The organism is Methylobacterium platani (assembly GCF_001653715.1).
Lineage (GTDB): Bacteria > Pseudomonadota > Alphaproteobacteria > Rhizobiales > Beijerinckiaceae > Methylobacterium > Methylobacterium platani.
This window is the reverse complement of sequence record NZ_LWHQ01000001.1, coordinates 81469-101459: the sequence shown is the minus strand read 5'-3', so window position 1 is coordinate 101459 and position 19991 is coordinate 81469. Positions and strand designations below refer to the sequence as shown.

The following is a 19991-nucleotide window of genomic DNA, read 5'->3' as shown; positions in this document are numbered from 1 at the left end:
GCATTCTCTGAATCGCCCTGCATGCCACCCTGGAGTGGGTTGACCGGTCCCACCACCGCCGCCTCGCGCCGCTCGGCGACATCCCTCCCGCCGAGGCCGAAGCGCGCTATCATGCCCAAGTCGGCGACCAAGTCGGCGACCAAGCCTTGGCTGCCTGACCCAAGACAAACAGCTCCGAGAAACTCGGGGCGGTTCAGTCTTTCCGGCGTCGCGCAGGACGGCGGGCCCGGCGATCGTCTCACGCCTCCGTACGAGATCGCGCTCCGCCCGGCACCAGACGAGCCTTGAGCCATAAGAGCGGCGTCCCGGACAGGTGCCGCACGACCCCGTCCGCGTCCGGCCGCGCCTGCGGCTCGTCCCGGAGGAGATCGCGCACCACCCGCCCGAGTCGCCCGCCGATACCGGGATCCGGCAGGCGCGCGCGGGCGGCACACGCGCTGTCGCGATCGCGTCCGAGGCCGTAGCGCTCGCCTCGGGCGGCCGCCGCGAGCAGCAGGCCCAGCGCGTAGAGGTCGGCCGGGGGACCGCCGGGCTCACCGGCGAGCTGCTCGGGGGCGGCGACCGACCACTTGCCGGCGAACGCGACGTCCGGCAGCGCCTCGCCGGCTCGGCGAACCACGCCGAAATCGATCAGCGTCGCGCCGTCGGGCCCGCCGCACAGCATCACGTTCTCGGGCGACACGTCGCCGTGGACGAGGCCCGCGGCATGCACCGCCGCGAGCGCCCCGGCGAGGCGCCGGGCGAGCGTCGCAACCGCTTCGGGCGGCAGGGCCCCGCCGGTGCGCAGGGTCTCCGCCAGGGTCTCGCCGTGCAGGAGATCCATCACGATCACCGAGCGGCCGTCGCCGTGGCGCAGGAGGTCGCGGGCACGGGGGATCGCCGAATGGGACAACCCCATCAGGGCGCGGGCCTCGCTGACGTGCAGCCGCGCCAGCACGGGATCGAGGGCGCGCTCGGGCCGCAGAACCTTGGCGGCGTGGTCGCTGCGCAGGTCGCGGTGGCGCACCCGGTAGATCTCGGCGAGGCCGCCGCGGCCGATGCGCTCGCGCACCGTGTAGGTGTTGGCGATGATCGTCTCGGGCAGCAGCGAGGCCTCCGGTGGGGCGGGCGGCGCGGCCGGGAGGGCGCCGTCGCCGAGCCGGTCGAGGGCGGCCCGGGCGGCGTCGAGGACGATGCGGCGCTCCGCCTCCGGGCGCGGATGCCCGTCGCCGTCGCGCCCGATCGCCGCCGCCAGGGCGTCGAGCCGCACCTGCACCCGCAGGGTCTCGCGCCGCGCCGCCTCGGCCTCCCGGCTCATTGCGCCGCATCCCCCTCGCCCGCGGCGTCGACCACCACGACCGAGACGTTGTCCCGGGCCCCGGCGATCAGGGCGTCGTCGATGGTGCTGGCCACCGCCTCGGACGGGCCGCCGTGGCCCGCGACCTGGGCGAGGCCGCGCTCGCCCAGCGCGGCGACGAGGCCGTCGCTGCACAGGATGAAGCGGTCGCCGGCCCGCACCGGGCCGGCGGCCCAGTCGAGGGCGAAGGCGTCCTCGGCGCCGACCGCCCGGGTCACGACCTTGCGGCCCTCGCGGTGGGCATGGTCGCGGGTGAGCGGGGTGAGCGTGCGGTCGCGCAGCAGGTAGGCGCGGGAATCCCCGGCCCAGGCGACGGCGTAGCGCCCGGCCCGCACCATCAGCACCACGACGACCGCCGCCACCACGGCGTCGGGGCCGAGCCGTCGGGCGCGGGCGCGCAGGGCCTCGTTGGCCTCGCGCATCAGCCGCTCGATCGTGGCGCGGGTGAGCGCGGCGTCGAGGCCGGCGGGGAGCCCGGTCAGCCGCTCGGCCACCGTCGCGGCGGCGACGTCCGCTGCGGCGTGGCCGCCCGCCCCGTCGGCCACGGCCCAGAGGCCGAGGTCGGGCCGGGCGACGACCGCGTCGTCGTTGCGGCTGCGGCGGGTGCCCTTGTGCGAGCGCGCCGCCGAGACGAGCCGCACCGCGTCCGGCGGCGCCGACGGCGCGAGGGCGGCCGGCGCCTCCGGCACCGGGGATACGGGGGCCTGCGCCCGGACCTCCTCACGGGTCCAGTCCTGCCAGCCCCAGGCGTCCCAGCGCCCGTCGAGCAGGGCGGCGAACTGCTCCGGCGCCGGCACCCCGCGATGCAGGAGGAGCGAGGGCGCGACCGCCTCGGACCCGGTCGTCCACCACAGCGTGAAGGCGCGCCGCGAGCCGGCGAGCACGCCCTCGACCGCGTCGGCATAGGCTCGCAGCGCTTCGGCCTCGCCGTCGAGGCCGAAGCGCCGCGGCGCGTCGGCGAGGTCGCCCGGGGGCAGGCCCGGAAGGCCGAGGTCGGCGAGGCCGGTCTCGAAGGCGTGGAAGTCGAAATCGTCGTCGAGGCAGGCGCGGGCGCGGGCTTCGGCAGCGTCGAACCACCCGCCGGAGAGACGGAACAGCCGCCAGGGATCGGTGAGGCCCGGCATCTCGGCGGCCAGCACCAGGGGGAAGTAGCGCCCGACCCGGTCGACCGAGGGCATCAGCACGCCGACGGCCGGGTGCGGCCCCATCGTGCCGCGGCCGAGCACGAACCGCCAGACCGGGGCGACGAGATAGGCCGGCAGCCAGGCCTCGCCGAGCTGGCGGCGGCTCGCCACCAGCGCCCGCGACAGCCATTGGTCGAGGGCATCGTGCAGCGGACCGCCGAGGCGGCGGCTGACGAAGTCGCCCCGGGTCGGGACCTTGCCGAAGAACCCGACCGTCGCGGGTTCCGGCGTGGCGCCGGCCGCCCGCCGCCCCGTCACGGGAACCTCGGGCAGCGGAAGGTCCGCAGGGTGGCGAGGGCGAAGGGGCTCGGCCGGGTCGGGCTGCGCAACTCGAAGCTCGCCTCGTGCCCGCCCAGCGCGTAGGTGAGCCGCAGCCGGTCGCCGCCCGTGGCCTCGCCCCGCCCCGCATCGACGAGCCGGAACAGCGCCCATGGCCCGGTGAAGGAGATGGCGGAGGACGGACCCGGCTGCACGCTCACCCGGGCGACCGGGTCCCCCGATCCATTCATCCCGGATCCTTGGCCCGGCCAGGTCAGCTTCAGGGGCCGGGCGCTGCCGCGGGTGTAGACGACCTCCTGGCCGTCGGAGACCAGCGAGGCGGAGCTCGCCTCCGGGTCGAGGCGCAGGGGGAGCACCTCGAAGCTCATCGCCGGCCGGTCGGCATCGGTCTGGAAGAAGGCCCGGCGGATCTCGTCCGCCGCCTCGAAGCTGCGCAGCAGCGCCTCGTCCCCGTCCCGGTCCCGCCAGCGCCAGGGCTTCGTCTCGGTGTCGACCGCCGCCGCGAGGTGGTTGCGGAAGAAGCGGGCGAACAGGCCCTCCGGCCCGAACAGGGCGGAGAACTCGGAGATCCCGGTCCCGGCGGCGGCCGTACGGTCGAAGGGGTAGCGCCGCTCGGTCGCCGTCCGGCAGGCGCGCTCGCCGCCCTCCTGCGCCCAGCGGCCGGCGAGATCCCGTACCTGCGCCCGGTCGCGGGCGCGGGCGACGAGATCCTCGTCGAGCTCGATCGGGATCAGCGGGCGGGACAGGAGCGCCGCCACGTGGCCGTCGAGGCTCGCGCGCAGCGGGGCCTGGCGCCCCTCCGGGTAGAGGCGAGCGAACAGGCCCGACAGGCGCTCCGTCGCGAAGGCCCGGTCCAGGCTCTCCTCGCCCCCGAGCATCAGGTAGAGCCGCAGGGTGTCGGACAGGTCGGGCGCGGCCGGCGGTGCGGCCTCCGGGCGGCCGGCGGTCTTCTTCGGCCGGCCGGCCGGCTTGACTGCCTCGCCGGTGGGCCTGGAGGCAATGCCGAGTGGCGTGCCAGTCTCTCCGGCGGATTTTCCGGCCTCATCCGCAGGCTTCCCGGCTTCGCCGGCGGGTCGGCCCGCCTCCGCTTCCCGCAAGGTGGTGCCGAGGGAGACGAGCAGGCGCGGCAGCAGGTAGCCGGTCAGCGAACGCTCGTAGAGGTTGGCCTGCCCCGCCCGCACTTTCGCGCCCTGGTCGAAGGTGGCGAGGAGGGCCGGCGTGGTGATGCGGTCGTAGGACGCGGCGGCGTCGCGGGCCTGGGACAGAACCGCGTCGGCGCGCACGAAGTCGGCATCCGCCACCTTCTCCACCGGCAGCGTGGCGGCGAGCGCCGCATAGCGGGTCAGCCGTGCATCGGTCTTGGCAAGCAGGTTGTCCTGGCGCAGGTAGGCGGCGAGCCAGGTCAGGGCCAGCCCGAGGGCGAGGGCGGCGGCGAGGCCGCCCGCGACCCGGCTCAGGATACGCCGGCGGCGCTCGGCCGCCGGGTTGGTCGAGACGAGGTTGGCCTCGTTGAAGATCACGTCCCGGAACAGCCGGGCGAGGAAGAAGCTGCGATGCCCGCCCGCGCTCGCCGCGGCGAAGCGCGGCAGGTCGAGGGAGAAGCGCCGGCTCGCGGTGCGGCTGACGAGGTCGAGGACGCTGCCGTCCTGCTCGGCCGAGGCGAGATAGAGCCCGCGCAGGCGCGGCGGCGGGTCGAAGCGCGAAGACGCTGCGATCTCGCCGAGGGTCTCGTGCAGCGGCTCGGCCGCCAGGGCGAGCTGGCTCGGGAAGGCGAAGATCTGGGCGCGCTGCTCCGGGTCGGGCTCGTCCTGCAGGCGCTTGAGCAGGAGATCGTTGAGGCGCGCGACGAGCCCGTCGAAGGCGCGGCCGAACTGCTCGGCGAGGTCACGTCCCTCGATGCCGGATTTCGGCAGGGCCAGCGTCGTGCCCCAGACCTGCTCGCGGCCGCTCTTCGGCAGGTCCTCGAAGAAGGCCTGGAAGCCGGCGAGCCGGTCGGCCTTGGTCAGCACGACGTAGACCGGTACCCGCAGGCCGAAGGCCTCGTCGAGTTCCCGCAGGCGCTTGCGGATGGTGCGGGCGTGGTGGAGCCGCTCCGGTGCGGAGGACTGGATCAGGGTGTCGATGCCGAGCATCACGATGGCGCCGTTGAGGGGCTGGCGCCGGCGGTGCTTGCGCAGGAGCTTGAGGAACCCCTGCCAGCCGGCCGCATCCGCCTCCCCGTCGCCCTCCTGCGCGGTGTAGCGCCCGGCGGTGTCGATCAGGATCGCGTCGTTGGTGAACCACCAGTCGCAGAACCGGGTGCCGCCCACCCCCTCGACCGACTCGCCGACGCTGTCGGCGAGGGGGAAGCGCAGGCCGGAATTGCGCAGGGCGGTGGTCTTGCCCGAGCCCGGCGGCCCGATCAGCGCGTACCACGGCAGGGCGTAGGCCGCCTGACGGCCCATCGTCCGGCGCAGGAGCTTCAGGGCGTCGCGCAGGCGCGCCCGCAGCTCGGCCACGTCCTCCTGCCCCGCCCGGGCCGGGTCGGACTCGGAGACCGCGTCGATCAGCGCCTGGTCGCGGCGGCGCCCGCGGACGAGCACGTAGGCGCAGTAGGCGAGGTAGGCGACCGCGATCGCCGCGACGGCGTAGATCCGGGTCCGGACCGCCGCGAAGGGCCGCCAGGTCCCGAACGAGACCGCCTCGCCGTAGAAGAACACCACGCAGGCGGCGACGAGCGCCCAGATCAGCGCAACGAGCCACCACGCCTTGACCCGGCTCGCATAGGTCGTGGCGTAGGAGCGGATCTCGTAGATCCAGTTGAGGATGTTCACGGCCGGCCTCCCGCGGGCTCCGTTCCGGCGGGCGGGACGGACCTGTCGGCGTCGTTGCGGCGGATCACGAGTTCGGTGCGCCGGTTCTGCGCCCGGCCTTCGCGGCTGTTGTTGAAGGCGATGTTCTCGGCGCTGTCGTTCGGGCGCACCGGCTGGGCCTCGCCGCGCCCCTCGGCGCGGATCGCGTCGGTGCCGATCGACCGGGCGAGGATCGCCGCCACCGCCTGCGCCCGGGCGACCGACAATTCGTAGTTCGACGGGAAGCGCACGGTGCGGATCGGCACGTTGTCGGTGTGGCCGATGACCTGCACGGTGACGTCGTCGCCGCGGATCGCCTGGCCGATCCGGTCGAACAGGGCGACGTAAGCAGGCGCCACGTCGGCGCTGCCGCTCTCGAACAGGCCGGCGTTGCGGATGCGCAGGGTGGCGCCGTTGCCGTTCGGGACGACGTCGAGCGCGCCCTGGTCGATCTCGGGCTGGAGCGCGCGCCGCAGGCCGTCGACCAGGCGGTTCTCCGCCTTGGCGGGCGCGGTCCGGGCCCGGACGGGCGGGCTCGGGCGCTCGGCGCCCAGGCTCGGGGCGGCGTTCGGTGGCGCCGCGATGAAAGCCGCGAAGGTCGCGTCGGAGCGCCGGGTCACGGCCGATTGCAGCACGAGGTAGAGGCCCGCGAGCGCCAGGACCGCGAGCCCCGCCGCGGCCCAGACGAGACGCCGGGTGCCGGCGGCGGTCAGGCGGGCATCGACCCCGCGCCAGGCCGGCGAGAGTTCGCGCTCGGCCTCGTCCCGCAGGGTCCGGTACAGGCCCTCGCGGATCCGGCCGATCTCCAGGTGGCCCTGCGGATGCACCCGCATCCGCCCCTCGAAACCGAGGGAGAGGCAGTGATACATCAAGAGCAGGACGTCGCGGTTCGAGCCCGGATCCTTGTGCAGGTGGGCGAGCAGGTCGAAGAAGCGCTCGCCGCCGGTGACGTCGGTGTGGAAGGTCGAGACCATGCCCTGTCGTGCCCACACGCTGTAGGCGCCCCAGGAGGAGTTGAGGATCACGTCGTCGATCGTCGCGCAGAGGGCGTAATGCGCCGCCTGCGCCCGCTCGCGGGTCACCGCGACGCCCAGGATCGCCGCCTCGAACGCCTTCACGGCGGCGATCACCCGCAGGCGCAGGGCTTCGAGGTCGGGTGCGCCCGGCAGGGTGCGCAGCCGCGCGATCAGGCTGAGCAGCGGCAGGGCCGCCTCGACCATCGGCGGCATCCCGGTCCGGGCGAAGTCGCCGGCCTCGGGCTCGGGATAGGCCGACGGCGGCGGAGGGAGAATCGACCGCTGGTCGACCTGCAGCGCCGGCGCTGGTCGCACCCCGCCTGGGGTCGGCCTCACCACCGTCGATTCGGAGTCGAAGCTGCGCCGATCCGCCTCCATCAGCGCCTCCCGACCGGAACCATCGTCATCGCGGACACGCGCTCCCGTGCAAGCTCGACACTGATCTCGACATGGACAATGCACGAAACGCCCGAGCGTCGCATAGCGCAGCGATCCGAACGTCGAAAATCTGGTCTCCGCAATCTTGGCGACGATCTGCCCGAGGGGTCGCCGCGGCGGCTAAAGAGCATCCTCCGCCAGGCAGGGGCCGGTACTCCGCCCCAGATGTCCTGGCGGATTCCTCAGATCTCGACGAGGCCGGAATCGGACCTCGCCTGCCGTACAGGATGCACCTATCCCTTGATCGCCCAGAGTTCGAGATCGAGATCGGGAAAGTTGCCGGCGACGTGGATCGCCACCGCGCTCGACTGGTCGAGGTCGCGCCAGAGCGGGTTCGTGGTGTCGAGCTCGAAATAGACCGTGCCGCCGCGATACGGCAGCTGGCGCGGCGCGACCGCCAGGGCGCGCACGCCGATGCCCGGCAGCGCCACGTTGACGAGCTGCGCGATCTGCTCGACCGGGCCGATCTTGATCTGGTTCGGCAGCGAGCGCCGCAGGGTCTCGGCGGGCAGGGAGGCGCGCACCGCGAGCACGAAGCCCGCCCCGCGCAGCAGCGTGCGGTCGTTGATCGTGCCGACGCGCACGCCGTGGCGGCGCTCCTGCAGCTCGATCGGCACCGCGACCTGCTCGAGCAGCGCCGAGAGCGCCGCGCGCAGCTCCGCGAACACCGCGGCGAAGGTGGCGGCGAGGTCGTCGTGGCGGTAGTCCGGCAGCTGCGGCGCCCGCCGCGACTGCGCCGTGAAGGTCGCGATCTCGCCTGCGAGCCCGAGGCAGAAGGCGTAGAACTCCTCCGGGTGGAGGCGCCCGGCCTGGGCGCTCGCGTGGCGCAGCAGCGGCTCGGCCCGGTTGAGGACCTGGAGCAGCAGGAAGTCGGCGATCTCGCCGGCGCCGCGCGTCGTCGGGTCGGCGATGCGGGCCGACAACGCCTCGGCCCGATGCGTGACCAGCCCCTGCAGCTCCGTCACCAAGGCGGCGAGCGGCGCTTCCGCAGCGCAAGTGAGACAGGGTGCCACGAACCTCTCGTCGAGCACGACGGTGAGGTCGGAGCGGACCTCGACCACGCGGGCGGCGGCGAGCCGCTCGGTACCGGCGAGCGGCCCGTTCGACGGCGCGTAGGAGAGGCGCAGCCGCCCGACCTCGAGCGTCGCGCTCGCCGAGCCGTCGCCGTTGGCGTCCGGCGCGTCGTAGGCGGTGCGCCGCAGCCGCGCCGCCACGTCCTCGCGCCGGTCGCCCCCGACCTCGGCGCCGCCTGGCTGGCGCGTCGGCACCGCGAGGTGGATCGTGACGTCGCGGGTGCCCGGCAGCAACTCCAGGGGCGGCGGCAGGTCGGCGTCGCCCGGGGCCTCGAACGGCGTCCCGTCCGCGAAGATGCCGCGGGCGTGCGACAGGGCGAAGCGCCCGACGCCGAGGAGTTCGCGGTTGATGCCGATCTCCGAGAAGCCCCACGGATAGGGGACGAGGTCGCGGGTCAGGCCGCGCACGAAGCGCTCGGTCCACCGGTCGGCCTGCTGGAAGTGCTGGACGCGGAGGAACATCCCCTCCGACCAGACCACGCGGTTCTCGCTCAGCATCGTTCTCGGGGCTCCCGGGTCGGCTGGATCAATCAGGTGCGGCGGGCGTAGATCCCGCGCAGGGGCACGAGGACGACATCGGCGGCCGCGGCCCCCTCCCCTCCGGCGAGGTTGGCGTGGATCGCCGCGTAGCGCTCCCAGCAGGCCGCCTTGAGCAGCGGGCCGGCCGCCAGCCGGGTACCCTCGCGGGCGGCGTCCTCGATGGCGTCGGGCTGGATCTGCGCGCCGACGGCGTCGGCGGCCCCCGCGACCGCGAGGCCGAAGGTCCGCGCGTCGCGGGCGACGCCCGCCAGGCGCGCGACCAACCGGTCGCCCGCATCGGCACCGCCAGCCGCGAGAAGCTCCGCCAGCAGGTCCGGCAAGTCGGAACCAGGCAAGTCGGAACCAGGCAAGTCGGAACCAGGCAAGTCGGGACCAGGCGAATCGATCCCCTTGGGGGCCTCGGCGAGGCCGAGATCCCGCGCGGTCTCGCGCTGAACCGCCTCGACGGTCGCCAGCACGTCGACGAGGCAGCGCAGAAGGTGCCCGGTCCGCACCAGGGCGGCACGATCGCAGGGCCCCGGCCCGGGCACTCGCCCGCCAAGGTCGGTGCCCTCGATCAGGGCGGCCCAGACCTCGCCCCAATCAGGCGTGGACGGCGCCGGCCCGGTGGAGCCCACCCCCGCCGGCTCGGCGAGGTGCCAGTCCGGCGGCAGCAGGGTGCGGGCCGGCGCGAACTGTAGCGCCTGGTGGATCGGGGCGACGTGCTCGCTGCGGCTGGCGAAGTCGCTGACGGCGTCGACCTCCGCCTCCGGCACGTCGGTGAGCGCGGTGGCGGGCGGGGCCTGCCAGCCGTAGGGCTGCACCACCTGCGCGTCGGCGGCCCCGCCGGGCACCGCAGCGAGCCAGTCGCTCGCCGGCCCGCCGAGGCTCTGCGCGGCGCGGGCTTCGCGCGCCGCGCTCGTGTCGGCGAGGATCGCCGAGATGCTTCCCGGCGGGGCGATCCCGCCCTCCGGGACGCCGTCCGCCGGCCCACCGGTCTCGGGCGGGACCGCCTGCGGCTCGCGGACGATCCCGATGCGGTAGTCGCCGATCCTAAAACTGTCGCCGGCATCGAGCGCCCGGCGGTTGCCGCGCCCCACCGGCCGCGCCTCGGCGGCGAAGAACACGCCGTTGCTCGACAGGTCGACGAGGTAGAACCCATCCGCCCCGGACTCGATCCGGCAATGGATCTTGGAGACGTGCCGATCCGGGTCCGGCAGCACCCAGTCGTTGTCCCGGCCGCGCCCGATCGACAACGGGCCGCCCTCGGGATCGAGGCGGCGCGCTTCGATCTCCGGGACGCCGGCCGGCGCCTGCAGCACTCGCAGCGTGAGGGTCATCGCTCTCCCGTCGTCGTTCGCGGTCCCGCGCGGGCGGCCTCAGTTCAGGCGCGAGAGGGGCAGTGACGGCCGGGACCCCGACCCGCCGACATAGATCGCGTCGCGCGGCAGGGCCGGCGGCTCCAGGAAGACGACGCCGATCGGCAGGCCCGGCACGCCCGCGATGGTCGCCGGCTTGTTGAAGTTCTGCGCGCCGATCGCGGTCGCGGTCTGACCGAGGGGCAGCAGGGCGCCGAGGGCGGCCTGGGTGCGCTGGCCGCCGCCGGGCGTGGAGAGGGCAAAGCCCGTGACCGGGTCGATCGCGACGTTGCGGCTCGTCTGCAGCAGGAGCTGCCCGACCTGGCCGGCCCCCTGGATGAGCGCACCCGCGAACAGCCCGGCGTAGCGCTCGAAGGCGTGGTCGTCGACGTCGCGCGCGATGCCGGTGCGGGCGTCGCGCGGCGAGATCGCGTAGGCCTTGAGCGGGTACTGGCGGCCGTCGACGAGGACGAGCTGCGTGAACTGGATCGCGGCCTGGTTCGAGCTGTAGACGATCTGCCCGATCAGCCGGACGTTGTGCAGCGGCCCGGCCCGGCCGGCACCGTCGACGTCGTAGATCGTGGCGAAGATCGGCGCCTGCGGGTCGTCGGAATTGAAGCCCTGATCGAGGGAAGCGTAGACGGTGTCGCCCGCCCGCGCCACGGCGAAAAGCCGCTCGCTCGGCCGCACCGGGCCGCCGTAGCCGCCCTGGCCCGGCATGCCTCCGAAGCCACCGCCGCCCTGGCCCGGCTGGCCGGAATTTCCTTGCCCGAAATTCCCCTGGCCGACGCTGCCTTGCCCAAAACTCCCTTGGCCGTAGCCGCCCTGGCCGGCATTGGCCTGGCCATGATTGCCTTGACCGAAACTCCCCTGACCGTAGCCGCCCTGCCCTCCCGGGCCGCCGTAGCCGCCCGCCTGCGGGTAGCCCGCCTGCTGCAGCGTCGGCGTGGAGCGGCCGCCGTTGCCGCCGGTTCCGGCACCCGCCGCGGAACTGCCGGCGGCCGGCTCCGGCCGGGCGTAGCGCTGGACCATGAAGCCGCCGCTCGGCGGAGCCATCAGCGTCTGGATCTGCGCGTTGATGCGGGCTTCGATCGCCGGGTCCGATAGAACCTGGCCGGGCGGTCCCTGGTAGACGACGCTCGGCGCCGCCGGCGCCTGGCCGGGCAGCGGCGGCTGGACGAACGGCATCGTCGCCTGCGGCGTCGGCTGGACCGGGGCCGCCTCGGACCCGTTCCCCAGCCCATTCCCTTGCCCGTTCGCCTGGGCGAGGACGATCGGGCCTCCGGCCGGCCCGGCGAGTGCGGCGGCGAGGATCAGTGCGACGATCGGCATGGCGGAACCCTCCCGCTCCCTGGCGCTGGCGCATCCCCCGTCCGAACGCGCCGGCCCGTCGCGGAGGGTGCAGGATGATGGTGACCCCGAGGCCGCTTCCGGCCACCGGGAACGCATGTTCAATATTCGATCGAGACGGCGCGCTCGCGTCCGTCCGCATCCGTGACGAGGAGGCGCGGGACCGGCCGGTCGAATCGCCAGACCCGCATGCCGTCCGGCGTCTGCGCCATGGCGTCCTGCACCGGGTTCACCACCACCACCGGGCCGCGCACGTAGAGGCGACCGCCGTAGGTCCAGGCCGAGACGGAGGAATCGTCGACCCGCAGGCGCGCCGCGCCGCGGGGCGGCGTGCCGAGGCCGAACTCGTCCATCAGCCGGTCGGGATCGTGCGTGGCGGCGCCGCGTCCCCGCGCGGCCACCGTGCGGACCGGCGCCGCCGCGATCGTACGAACCGGCCCCGAGGGTGCGGCCGCGAGGGCGGTATGGCGGCCCGGCGGGATCTGGGAGGGATCCGGTAGCCGGATCGTGGCGCCGGGCGGCACCGCCGCAGCGGTCGCGCCGGCCGGCGCCATAGCCTGGGCGGTGGCGGGGGCCGAGCGCCCGCGCACCTCGATCGTCACCGGCAGATCGACCGCCTCGACGCCGCGGCCGCCGCTCTTCACGATCAGGACGATCGGCAGCGGATAGTTCTCGAGAGTGATCGAGATGTTGCCGAAGGTGGAGACGCGGCAGGGCATGATGTGGATCGTGGTCGGCCGCTCGCTCGGCGCCGAGGCCTGGCCACCGCAGCCGCCGCCGTCGACGGCGAACATGCGCGGGTCATAGGCCGAGGCGGTGATCGGCCAGGGCCGCCCGCCGGCGTCGAGGATCGTGATCGGCGTCACCATGCCGAAGGCGAGGTGGATGGTCTGGGGCGCCGCCATGTCGACCTGCGGCTGCACGCTCATCAGCCGCGGCCTGACCTTGGGGGGTGCCTCGTCGGAGTAGCCGCCCATCGCCGCGCTCTGCGCGTCGATCACCCGGTTGCGGATCGCCCCGACATTGCCGGGAGTGAGGATCGCGCTGCCGGAGCGGTCGGTCATCACGCTCTGCAGGGCCGAGATCTCCGCTGGAGTCAGCTCCCGCGGCGGCGGCGGCGAGGCGGCGCGCTGGCCCTCGGTGCCCGGGGTCCGTTTCGCGTCCTGCGGGGCAGGCCTGGCTTCCGGCTGCGCAGGCTTCGCATCCGGCTCGGCGGGCTTCGCAACCGGAGGGATCGAGGCGGCCGGCGGCGCGCCATCCTGCTGCGCCACGCGCAGCGGCTGTGCAACGGGCGCGGCACCTCCCAGGGTCACCGAAGCGGCGAGGAGCATCAACCCCGCCGACCAGATCCGTCCCGCCATCCTGCCGGCCCCAACCTTCTGCGACTCGCCCGCTGCAGCGTCGTACTCTGCCGTGGCAACGGCGCGCAAGGCAACGTACATCGTGCAACAGACGGCGATTTCCAGAGTTCAGGTCGCAGAGTCATCACGATTTTTTGCCGGAAAACCCTCGTCCGACAACCGCCGGGGCGCCATTCATGTGCCAGAGCTGCAACACATGCGAATGAACCCTGCGTCGGCTCCGTATATCGATTGACATGCGGCAGGCGAACGACGATGACACACCCCCTGTTGGCGGACGACCGGACATGAAGTCGTTATGGCTGCTTCTCGTTCTTTCCTGTACCGCATGTCTGCAAGGGTGCTCCCTTACGGGAACACGGCCCGGTTCGCCGGAAAGTACGCGAACCTTCCTCAAGGAAGAAATGGGCCGCCGCGGCTTGTGAGTGCGGCGCTTGTCGCCGGGTGTCTTGCCACGCTCACGGGCAGCCCGGTCATGGCCCAGCTCAACCCGATCGTCGCGGCCACCCAGGTTCCGGGCGTTCCCGGTGCGCCCCTCTCCCCGTACGGGGCACCCTACGGCTACGGCGGCTACTACCCGCCCTACCAGACCCAGAACCCGGGCCTCACCGCGCTCACCCAGGGTCAGAACAACCCCAACATCGCGAGCCGCGCCGGCGCCACACAGATGCCGGGGCTGCTCGGCGGCGGTGGGGGGAGCGGGGGTGCCGGGGGCGGGCCGGGCAACGGCGGTGCGCCGGGCGGCGGGGGCAATGCCGGGAGCGCGACGCTGCCGACGCCCAACCCCGCCACGAGCTACGAGTTGCTGCAGGATCCGGGCTCTCCGGTCTTCGGCCGCTACGGCGGTCTCCTGTCGAAGAACGGCGACATCCGCCAGCAGGTCCTGGCCCAGGCCGCCCGCGGCGTCGGGATCCGGCAGGGCTTCGCGGAGGAGACGGCGCGCCTCAACGCCGAGCTCGACGGCGCCTACGGGGCCGAGCTCGACCGGCGGTACGATTTCGGGCCGCTGATGATCGACCGCACCCTGGTGCCGCCGGTGATCACGGAGCTCGACCGGCTCGCCGAGCGCGTCTCCGACCGCACGCTGTATCTCACGCTCGGCGCCTTCGAGATCGTCCGGCCGGCCCGCCTCGCGCTGCGGCCGCCGGACTGGCGCGACTACCTCTACAACACCGGCGTGCCCTCCGCCCCACACGGGCCGGCGGCGGAGGTGCGGCCGGAGGACTCCACCGAGGACGGCGTCTGGAGCGTGGCGCTCGAGGCGGGCCTCGCGGTCGGCATCGCCGAGGCGCGGGCGAGCTTCGTGGCGAACCTCAACCGTCTCGACCGCGATTTTACCGGCATGGGCCGCTACCACGATCTCGCCCGCAGCGGCGCGGTGAGCCTGCCGGTGGTCGCCCGAAGGTCCCACCCGGTCCGGATCGCGGCCGGCGGCGAGCGGGCCTTCGTCGGCGAGCGGATCGTCAGCCTGGTGGTGAGCCCGAAGTTCCGGTCCGCCCGGCCGGCCGCCTTCCGGTGAGCGGCCTCACCCGCCGCGCCCTCCTCGGCGGAGCCGGCCTTGCAACTGGCTCCTTGGCTGCACTCGACCGGGCGGTGGCGGGCGCCGCCGAGTCCTTGCACGACGCGCCGACGGGCCGCGACCGACTCTGGCTCAAGCGGCCGGACGGCTCGGAGCTGCGTTGCCGCTTCCGCACCGAGGCCGGCCAGGACCGCACGCAGATCCTGCTCCTGTCCTGGTTCATGCGCGACATCCGCGACGACGGCAGGGCGGTCTGGATGGAGCCGGCCCTGTTCGATCTCCTGGCGGGCGTGCAGGCCAGCATGTCGGCGGTGCATGGGGGAGCCCTCCCCCTGATGGTGACGAGCGGCTACCGCACGCCCGGGCACAACGCCGCCTTGGAGAACGCCGCGCGCAACTCGATGCACCTGTACGGCTACGCCGCCGACGTCCAGGTGCGCGGTTACCCGCCCCGCGCCGTGGCTCTCGCCGCATCGTTCTTCTCCGAGGGCGGGATCGGCCTCTACGACAGCTTCACGCATCTCGACGTCTGGCAGCGCCGTACCTGGATCGGACGTCCCGCGGCGGGCGAGCGTGTCAGGAAATGACGGCGTCGCGTGGGCGTCGCAGGACATGAGCGCTGATCGCTCCGCCGACCCGTCCGACGAAGAACGGGCTCTGGTCGCCCCTTATCTGGCATCGCTGCGCGAGGAACCGGGCCACGGGCAACTCGAGGAGTGACGCGATCACCCCGGGTTCCCAGGATCCTTCTCGTCCTCGGGGTTGATCCGGATCTCGGACGCTTGCTGATCGAGAAATGCCGCATGAAGCTCGTCGAGGCGGGAGGCGACGAAACCACCGAATGAAGAGTTTCGATCGATCGCCAAGGTGATGGTCGCCCCCTTGCGGGAGATCTCTGCCACAGCCTGTCCTCCCTGCCCTCTGTGCGGAGCCGGTTGCGGCGGTGGGCGGACGCGCCCGCGCGCCCTACTCTCCTCCGACCGCGCAGCGCCGCACGAGACGGCGCGGGCGGTCCCTCGGGAGGACGACATGCAGATGCAATCCCTGTCGCGCCGGCTCGGCGCCGCCCTGGCGGGCGCCGTCGCGGCGACCGCGCTCGTCACGGCGGCCGCCGCGCAAGGCGCCCCGCCGCTGCAGGTGCCGGCCAAGAGCGTGCCCGTGCCGGCCGACATCAGCCCGCAGATGGCCAGGATCGTCGGCGCGCCGCTGCGCTCCAACTGGGACATCCACCCGAAGACCGGCGAGGCGTGGAAGCCGATCGCCGAGGCCGGCGCGGCGGCGCTTGCCAAGCAGGTGCCCGGGATGCTCGAGCGCCTGAAGGTCAAGGTCGAGCGCACCACGATCGACGGCGTGCGGGCCTTCGTCCTGACGCCGGAGACCCTCCCGCCCGAGAACCGCGACCGGCTGCTCGTGCACGTCCATGGCGGCTGCTACGTGCTCAATCCCGGCGAGGCCGGCCTGCCGGAAGCGATCTTCATGGCCGGCTTCGGCCGGTTCAAGGTCGTCTCGGTCGATTACCGGATGCCGCCGGAGGCGACCTATCCGGCCGCCCACGACGACGCCATGACGGTGTGGAAGGCCGTCGTGACGACGACCGATCCGAGGAAGACGGCGATCTTCGGCACCTCGGCGGGCGGGGCGCTCACCCTCGCGATGGTGCTGCGGGCCAAGCAGGAGGGGCTGCCGCTGCCGGCCGCGATCGCCCCCGGCACGCCGATGTCGGACACCACCAAGGTCGGCGACAGCTTCGTCACCAACGCGATGCTCGACAACGTGCTGGTCTCGCCCGACGGCTTCTGCGACGACGGGGCGAAGGTCTACGCCGCCGGGCACGACCTGAAGGACCCGATGCTGTCGCCGGTCTACGGCGACATGCACGGCTTCCCGCCGACGATCCTGACCACCGGCACCCGCGACCTGCTGCTGTCGAATACCGTGCGGGTGCACCGCAAGCTGCGGGATGCCGGCGTCGAGGCCTTCCTCCAGGTCGGCGAGGGCCAGTCGCACGCCCACTACATTCGCGACGACACCGCGCCGGAGACCCGCAAGGTGTTCGAGGAGATCGCCGGGTTCTTCGACAGGCATCTCCAGCGATAGGCCGGGCCGCGGGGCGGGCGAGGGAGGAGGGTTCACCGATGCGCGACTTCGACGAGCACACCATCACCCGGGCGGTGGTCGAGCGCCTCGCCGACACGCCCGACCCGCGCCTGAAGGCGATCCTGACGAGCCTGGTGCGCCACCTGCACGACTTCGTGCGCGACGTCGACCTGAGCTTCGAGGAGTGGCAGGCGGGAATCGCCTTCCTGACCCGCACCGGGCAGGCCTGCGACCGGCACCGGCAGGAATTCATCCTGCTCTCGGACACGCTCGGCGTCTCGATGCTGGTCGACGCCCTCGCCCACCGCCTGCGCGAGGGCGCGACCGAGACCACGGTGCTGGGACCGTTCTACGTCGCGGACGCGCCCGAGCGGCCGAGCGGGTCGGACATCGCCGGCCCGCTCGAGGGCACGCCGCTCCTCGTCACCGGCTCGGTCGTGTCGGCCGGCGGCGCGCCGCTCGCGGGCGCCACCGTCGACGTCTGGCACGCCGACGAGGACGGCGCTTACGACGTGCAGCAGCTCGACGCGCTCGGCGGCCTCGCCGGCCGGGCGCGGTTCCGCACCGACGCCGAGGGCCGCTTCCACTTCTGGACGATCATGCCGGCCTGGTATCCGATCCCCGACGACGGGCCGGTCGGCGCGATGCTCAAGGCCACCGGCCGCCACCCGAACCGCCCGGCCCATGTCCACTTCATGGTCGCGGCGGAGGGGCACGAGACCCTGATCACCCACGTCTTCTCGGCCGACAGCCCCTGGCTCGACTCCGACGCGGTGTTCGGGGTGAAGACCTCGCTCGTCGCCGACTTCGTCGCGCACCCGGCCGGCACGGCGCCGGACGGGCGGGCGATGGACCGGCCCTACCGCCACCTCGCCTACGATTTCGGCCTCGAGCCCGCCCCCGCGCGGGCGGCGGGCTGAGGCCGCAGCCGCAACTCTCAGGCGGCCCGGACGCTGGCGAGGAAGCCGTCGACTTCCCGGCGCAGGTGGGCGCACTGGTCCGACAGGTCGCCGGAGGCCTGCGCCACCTCGGATGCCGCGCGGCCCGCCGACCCGGCCGCCTCGGCGACCTCGGCGATGTCGCCCGTCATCGCCGCGGTGCCGTCCATCGCCTCGGCCATCTGGCGCACGATCTCCTGGGTCATCGCGCCCTGCTCCTCGATCGCCGAGGCGATGCCGGTCGCGACCTGGCTCATCGTCTCGATCTGCGCGGTCACGCCGGCGATCGCCTCCCCGGCCCCCTGGCTGGTCGACTGGATCGCCGCGACGTGGCGGCCGATCTCGTCGGTGGCTCGGGCCGTCTGTCCCGCCAGCTCCTTGACCTCGGCGGCGACGACCGCGAAGCCGCGGCCCGCCGCCCCGGCGCGGGCCGCCTCGATGGTGGCGTTGAGCGCGAGCAGGTTGGTCTGCGCGGCGATCTGCGACACGAGGCCGACGACGTCGCCGATGCGGGCGGCGGCGGTCGAGAGCTCCGCCATCGTGCCGCCGGCGTCGCGCGCCTGCGCCACCGCCTCGGCCGACAGGCCCGCGGCCTGCACGACCTGACGGCCGATCTCGGCCACGGTCGCGCCGAGCTCCTCGGCGGCCGCCGCGACGGCGCCGACATTGCCGCTGGTCTGCCGGGCGACCGCCGCGACGCTGACCGAGCGCGAGGCGGTCCCCTCGACGGCGTGGGTCACGGCGTCGGAGGCCCCGGTCAGCCCCTCGGCCGCGCCCGAGACCCGGGCCACGATGCCGCCGACGGAGACCTCGAACCGGTCGGCGAGAGCGCGCAGCAGGGTGCGCCGGTCCTGCTCCTCGCGCAGGCGCGCCGCCTCGGTGGTCTGCAGCTGCCGGGCCGCCTCCTCGAGGGAGACGTCGCGGATCGCCACCACCGCCCGGGCGATGTCGCCGATCTCGTCGCGGCGCCGGAAGCCCGGCACCTCGTCGAGCGCCTGGCGGGCGGCGAGCGCCTTCAGCGCCCCGGTCAGCGCCGCGAGCGGACGCACGATCGCCCGCGACATCATGAGGCCGAGGAGCGCGGTGCCGACGAGCACGCCGAGGCCGATCAGCACGAGCATCCGCGACAGGGCGTCCACCGCCCGGAGCGCCTCGGCCTCGGACTGCTCCGCGACCATCGTCCAGCGGGTGCCGAGCACCGGCGCGACGGCGCTCACCGCGATGCGGCGGCCCGAGGGCGTCTCGTAGCTGAACGGGGCCTGCGCGGCGACCAGGTCCGGGGTGATGCCGAGATCGCTCGCGGCCGCGCCGGCCGCGGCGCCCTGCGTCAGGGGCGGCTTGGCCCGCAGGCGCCCGTCGGGGCCGACCGCGAGGGTCTCGCCGGTCTCGCCGAGGCCGGCGCGCTGCGACAGGGCCTGGTCGAACAGGGAGGGCGCGAGGCGCATCACGATGTAGCCGGCGCGCTCGACCGCCTGCGCGGTGCCCATGGCGACGTTGGCGCGCCGGTTCATCGGCTTGCCGATGAAGGCCGCGGGCTCCCCGCCGACCGGGTAGGCGGCGAAGTCGGCGAACGAGACCGCGTCGGACCCGGCGCCCTTCATCTGCTCGAACAGCCGCGCGAGGCCGGTGTCGCGCAAGGGGCCGTCGGTCACCGCGGCGGCGAAGTCGTCGCCCTTGGTCGCCGTGTAGACGATCCGGCCGTTCGGATCGAGGAACATGAGGTCGGCGTAGCCGGGATGGCTCAGGAGCTTGCGGGCGACCTCCTGCACCTTGCCGTGCCGGCGGCCGTACATCGTGTTGGTCGTGGCGCCGTCGAAAGCGAGCCGCGCCTCGAGACCGGCCGGCGCGCGGAAGGCCGCGAGGATCCCGGCATAGTCGGGCTTGCCCGGGTCGAGGGTCTCGATCAGGTCGGTGAAGTTCGAGGCCACCTGCGGGTGCCCGGCCGCGGCGACGAAATCGGCCTGCGCCCGATCGGCGACGAGGGCGATGCCCTGACCGGTCGCGGTCGCGGCGAGCCGCAGCGTATCCTGGACCGAGGACACGAGGCTGCTCCTCGCGGAATGCCAGCTCAGGCCGCCCATCACGGTGGCGCTGACGAGGGCCAGTCCGACGATGGTGGCGGGCAGCCTGACGGCCAGCTTCGATAGGGACAGCATGAGGTAATCCAGCTCGCGATGGGCGGCGGCCGCTCAAGGCATGGAGATCGGGACAGGGCTTCCGTTGCCGCCACACTGCCGGGATCCGGATAATTTTCCGTGAAAAGATCCGATTCCGGTCACCACTGCGTCAGCCGGCGCCCGTTACCCGAAAAGTCTCATTGCGGGCCCCGGCGAACCCCGATCGCGCGCACGACAATCGGCCATCCGGCGCGGAGAGACTGCGTCATGCACGGAGGACCCGGCATCGCCGGTACGCGGGGGGCGGGGCGGCACCAGCGGCGGCGCGCGGCCGGGCCGCGAGACGGCGACCGGGCGCGCGACGTCCGGCCACACTCGATCGGTGATCATCGTTCGATACGATTTGCAATCGTCAAGGTGACCGCCCGGCCTCGTCGATCGGCCGGGACTCCGTATCGGGAATATACCAGCAGATCGATATATTGATGCCATCACGCGACATATCATATGTTGCAATCAAGATCGCAGCGGATCGGCGCCAGGCCGTTTCAATACATGGCCATGAAGACGCGGCG

General features: G+C 73.6%; 14 protein-coding genes. 4 read left to right on the top strand and 10 right to left on the bottom strand.

All coding sequences use genetic code 11. The annotated features are described in order from the left end of the window. Positions 1–238 precede the first annotated feature (238 nt). The 8 genes from A5481_RS00405 to A5481_RS00370 form a co-directional block, all read right to left on the bottom strand. Positions 239–1297 carry a protein kinase domain-containing protein gene (locus tag A5481_RS00405; RefSeq protein ID WP_053082357.1) on the bottom strand — a complete coding sequence of 353 codons (1059 nt, stop codon included), beginning with the start codon at positions 1295–1297 and terminating at the stop codon, positions 239–241. Then, entirely contained in the window at positions 1294–2778 is a 1485-nt protein-coding gene (gene tagF, locus A5481_RS00400; RefSeq protein ID WP_048433813.1) for a type VI secretion system-associated protein TagF, read from the bottom strand. Before tagF ends, A5481_RS00405 begins: the two co-directional genes overlap by 4 nt. Then, positions 2775–5612 (bottom strand): type VI secretion system membrane subunit TssM, encoded by a 2838-nt coding sequence (gene tssM, locus A5481_RS00395; RefSeq protein ID WP_053082358.1) that lies wholly within the window; start codon positions 5610–5612, stop codon positions 2775–2777. The genes tagF and tssM overlap by 4 nt, the downstream gene beginning before the upstream one ends. Further along, positions 5609–7024: a type IVB secretion system protein IcmH/DotU gene (icmH, locus tag A5481_RS00390; RefSeq protein WP_048433814.1), complete on the bottom strand. Its 1416-nt coding sequence runs from the start codon at positions 7022–7024 to the stop codon at positions 5609–5611. The genes tssM and icmH overlap by 4 nt, the downstream gene beginning before the upstream one ends. A gap of 293 nt (positions 7025–7317) precedes the next feature. Next, positions 7318–8655, bottom strand: a complete 1338-nt coding sequence (gene tssK, locus A5481_RS00385) for a type VI secretion system baseplate subunit TssK (RefSeq protein WP_048433815.1) — start codon at positions 8653–8655, stop codon at positions 7318–7320. 32 nt (positions 8656–8687) lie between these two features. After that, complete coding sequence (locus A5481_RS00380) at positions 8688–10016, bottom strand: type VI secretion system-associated FHA domain protein (RefSeq protein WP_048433816.1); 1329 nt, start codon at positions 10014–10016, stop codon at positions 8688–8690. Positions 10017–10055: 39 nt separating this feature from the next. Then, positions 10056–11366: a DotG/IcmE/VirB10 family type IV secretion system protein gene (locus A5481_RS33180; RefSeq protein WP_053082359.1), complete on the bottom strand. Its 1311-nt coding sequence runs from the start codon at positions 11364–11366 to the stop codon at positions 10056–10058. Positions 11367–11485: 119 nt separating this feature from the next. Further along, positions 11486–12448 carry a DotH/IcmK family type IV secretion protein gene (locus A5481_RS00370; protein WP_197514116.1) on the bottom strand — a complete coding sequence of 321 codons (963 nt, stop codon included), beginning with the start codon at positions 12446–12448 and terminating at the stop codon, positions 11486–11488. A gap of 772 nt (positions 12449–13220) precedes the next feature. Between A5481_RS00370 and A5481_RS00365 the strand changes: the two genes are divergently transcribed. Continuing rightward, positions 13221–14264, top strand: coding sequence for a type IV secretory system conjugative DNA transfer family protein (locus tag A5481_RS00365; RefSeq protein WP_064503707.1), 1044 nt, complete (start codon positions 13221–13223; stop codon positions 14262–14264). Further along, positions 14261–14851: a YcbK family protein gene (locus A5481_RS00360; protein WP_082984876.1), complete on the top strand. Its 591-nt coding sequence runs from the start codon at positions 14261–14263 to the stop codon at positions 14849–14851. The genes A5481_RS00365 and A5481_RS00360 overlap by 4 nt, the downstream gene beginning before the upstream one ends. 138 nt (positions 14852–14989) lie before the next feature. Here A5481_RS00360 and A5481_RS33175 read toward each other — a convergent pair whose 3' ends face one another. Then, the gene (locus A5481_RS33175) at positions 14990–15166 is read right to left on the bottom strand and encodes a hypothetical protein (protein WP_156312274.1); all 177 of its coding nucleotides are present in this window, start codon (positions 15164–15166) and stop codon (positions 14990–14992) included. Between the two features lie 133 nt (positions 15167–15299). Between A5481_RS33175 and A5481_RS00355 the strand changes: the two genes are divergently transcribed. Continuing rightward, positions 15300–16361, top strand: coding sequence for an alpha/beta hydrolase (locus A5481_RS00355; RefSeq protein ID WP_064503709.1), 1062 nt, complete (start codon positions 15300–15302; stop codon positions 16359–16361). 38 nt (positions 16362–16399) lie between these two features. After that, positions 16400–17281, top strand: a complete 882-nt coding sequence (locus tag A5481_RS00350; protein WP_064503705.1) for an intradiol ring-cleavage dioxygenase — start codon at positions 16400–16402, stop codon at positions 17279–17281. A 17-nt stretch (positions 17282–17298) separates the two neighbouring features. On the opposite strand, the gene A5481_RS00345 is transcribed toward A5481_RS00350, so the two are convergent. Continuing rightward, positions 17299–19455, bottom strand: a complete 2157-nt coding sequence (locus A5481_RS00345) for a methyl-accepting chemotaxis protein (protein WP_064503704.1) — start codon at positions 19453–19455, stop codon at positions 17299–17301. Between the last annotated feature and the right edge of the window lie 536 nt (positions 19456–19991).

What these genes read in the sequence shown, in the direction of transcription:
- A5481_RS00405 (WP_053082357.1), bottom strand. Translation starts at nt 1,297, where the DNA reads ATGAGCCGGGAGGCCGAGGCGGCGCGGCGCGAGACCCTGCGGGTGCAG.
- icmH (WP_048433814.1), bottom strand. Translation starts at nt 7,024, where the DNA reads ATGGAGGCGGATCGGCGCAGCTTCGACTCCGAATCGACGGTGGTGAGG.
- tssK (WP_048433815.1), bottom strand. Translation starts at nt 8,655, where the DNA reads ATGCTGAGCGAGAACCGCGTGGTCTGGTCGGAGGGGATGTTCCTCCGC.
- A5481_RS00380 (WP_048433816.1), bottom strand. Translation starts at nt 10,016, where the DNA reads ATGACCCTCACGCTGCGAGTGCTGCAGGCGCCGGCCGGCGTCCCGGAG.
- A5481_RS33180 (WP_053082359.1), bottom strand. Translation starts at nt 11,366, where the DNA reads ATGCCGATCGTCGCACTGATCCTCGCCGCCGCACTCGCCGGGCCGGCC.
- A5481_RS00370 (WP_197514116.1), bottom strand. Translation starts at nt 12,448, where the DNA reads ATGACCGACCGCTCCGGCAGCGCGATCCTCACTCCCGGCAATGTCGGG.
- A5481_RS00365 (WP_064503707.1), top strand. Translation starts at nt 13,221, where the DNA reads ATGGCCCAGCTCAACCCGATCGTCGCGGCCACCCAGGTTCCGGGCGTT.
- A5481_RS00355 (WP_064503709.1), top strand. Translation starts at nt 15,300, where the DNA reads ATGCAATCCCTGTCGCGCCGGCTCGGCGCCGCCCTGGCGGGCGCCGTC.
- A5481_RS00350 (WP_064503705.1), top strand. Translation starts at nt 16,400, where the DNA reads ATGCGCGACTTCGACGAGCACACCATCACCCGGGCGGTGGTCGAGCGC.
- A5481_RS00345 (WP_064503704.1), bottom strand. Translation starts at nt 19,455, where the DNA reads ATGCTGTCCCTATCGAAGCTGGCCGTCAGGCTGCCCGCCACCATCGTC.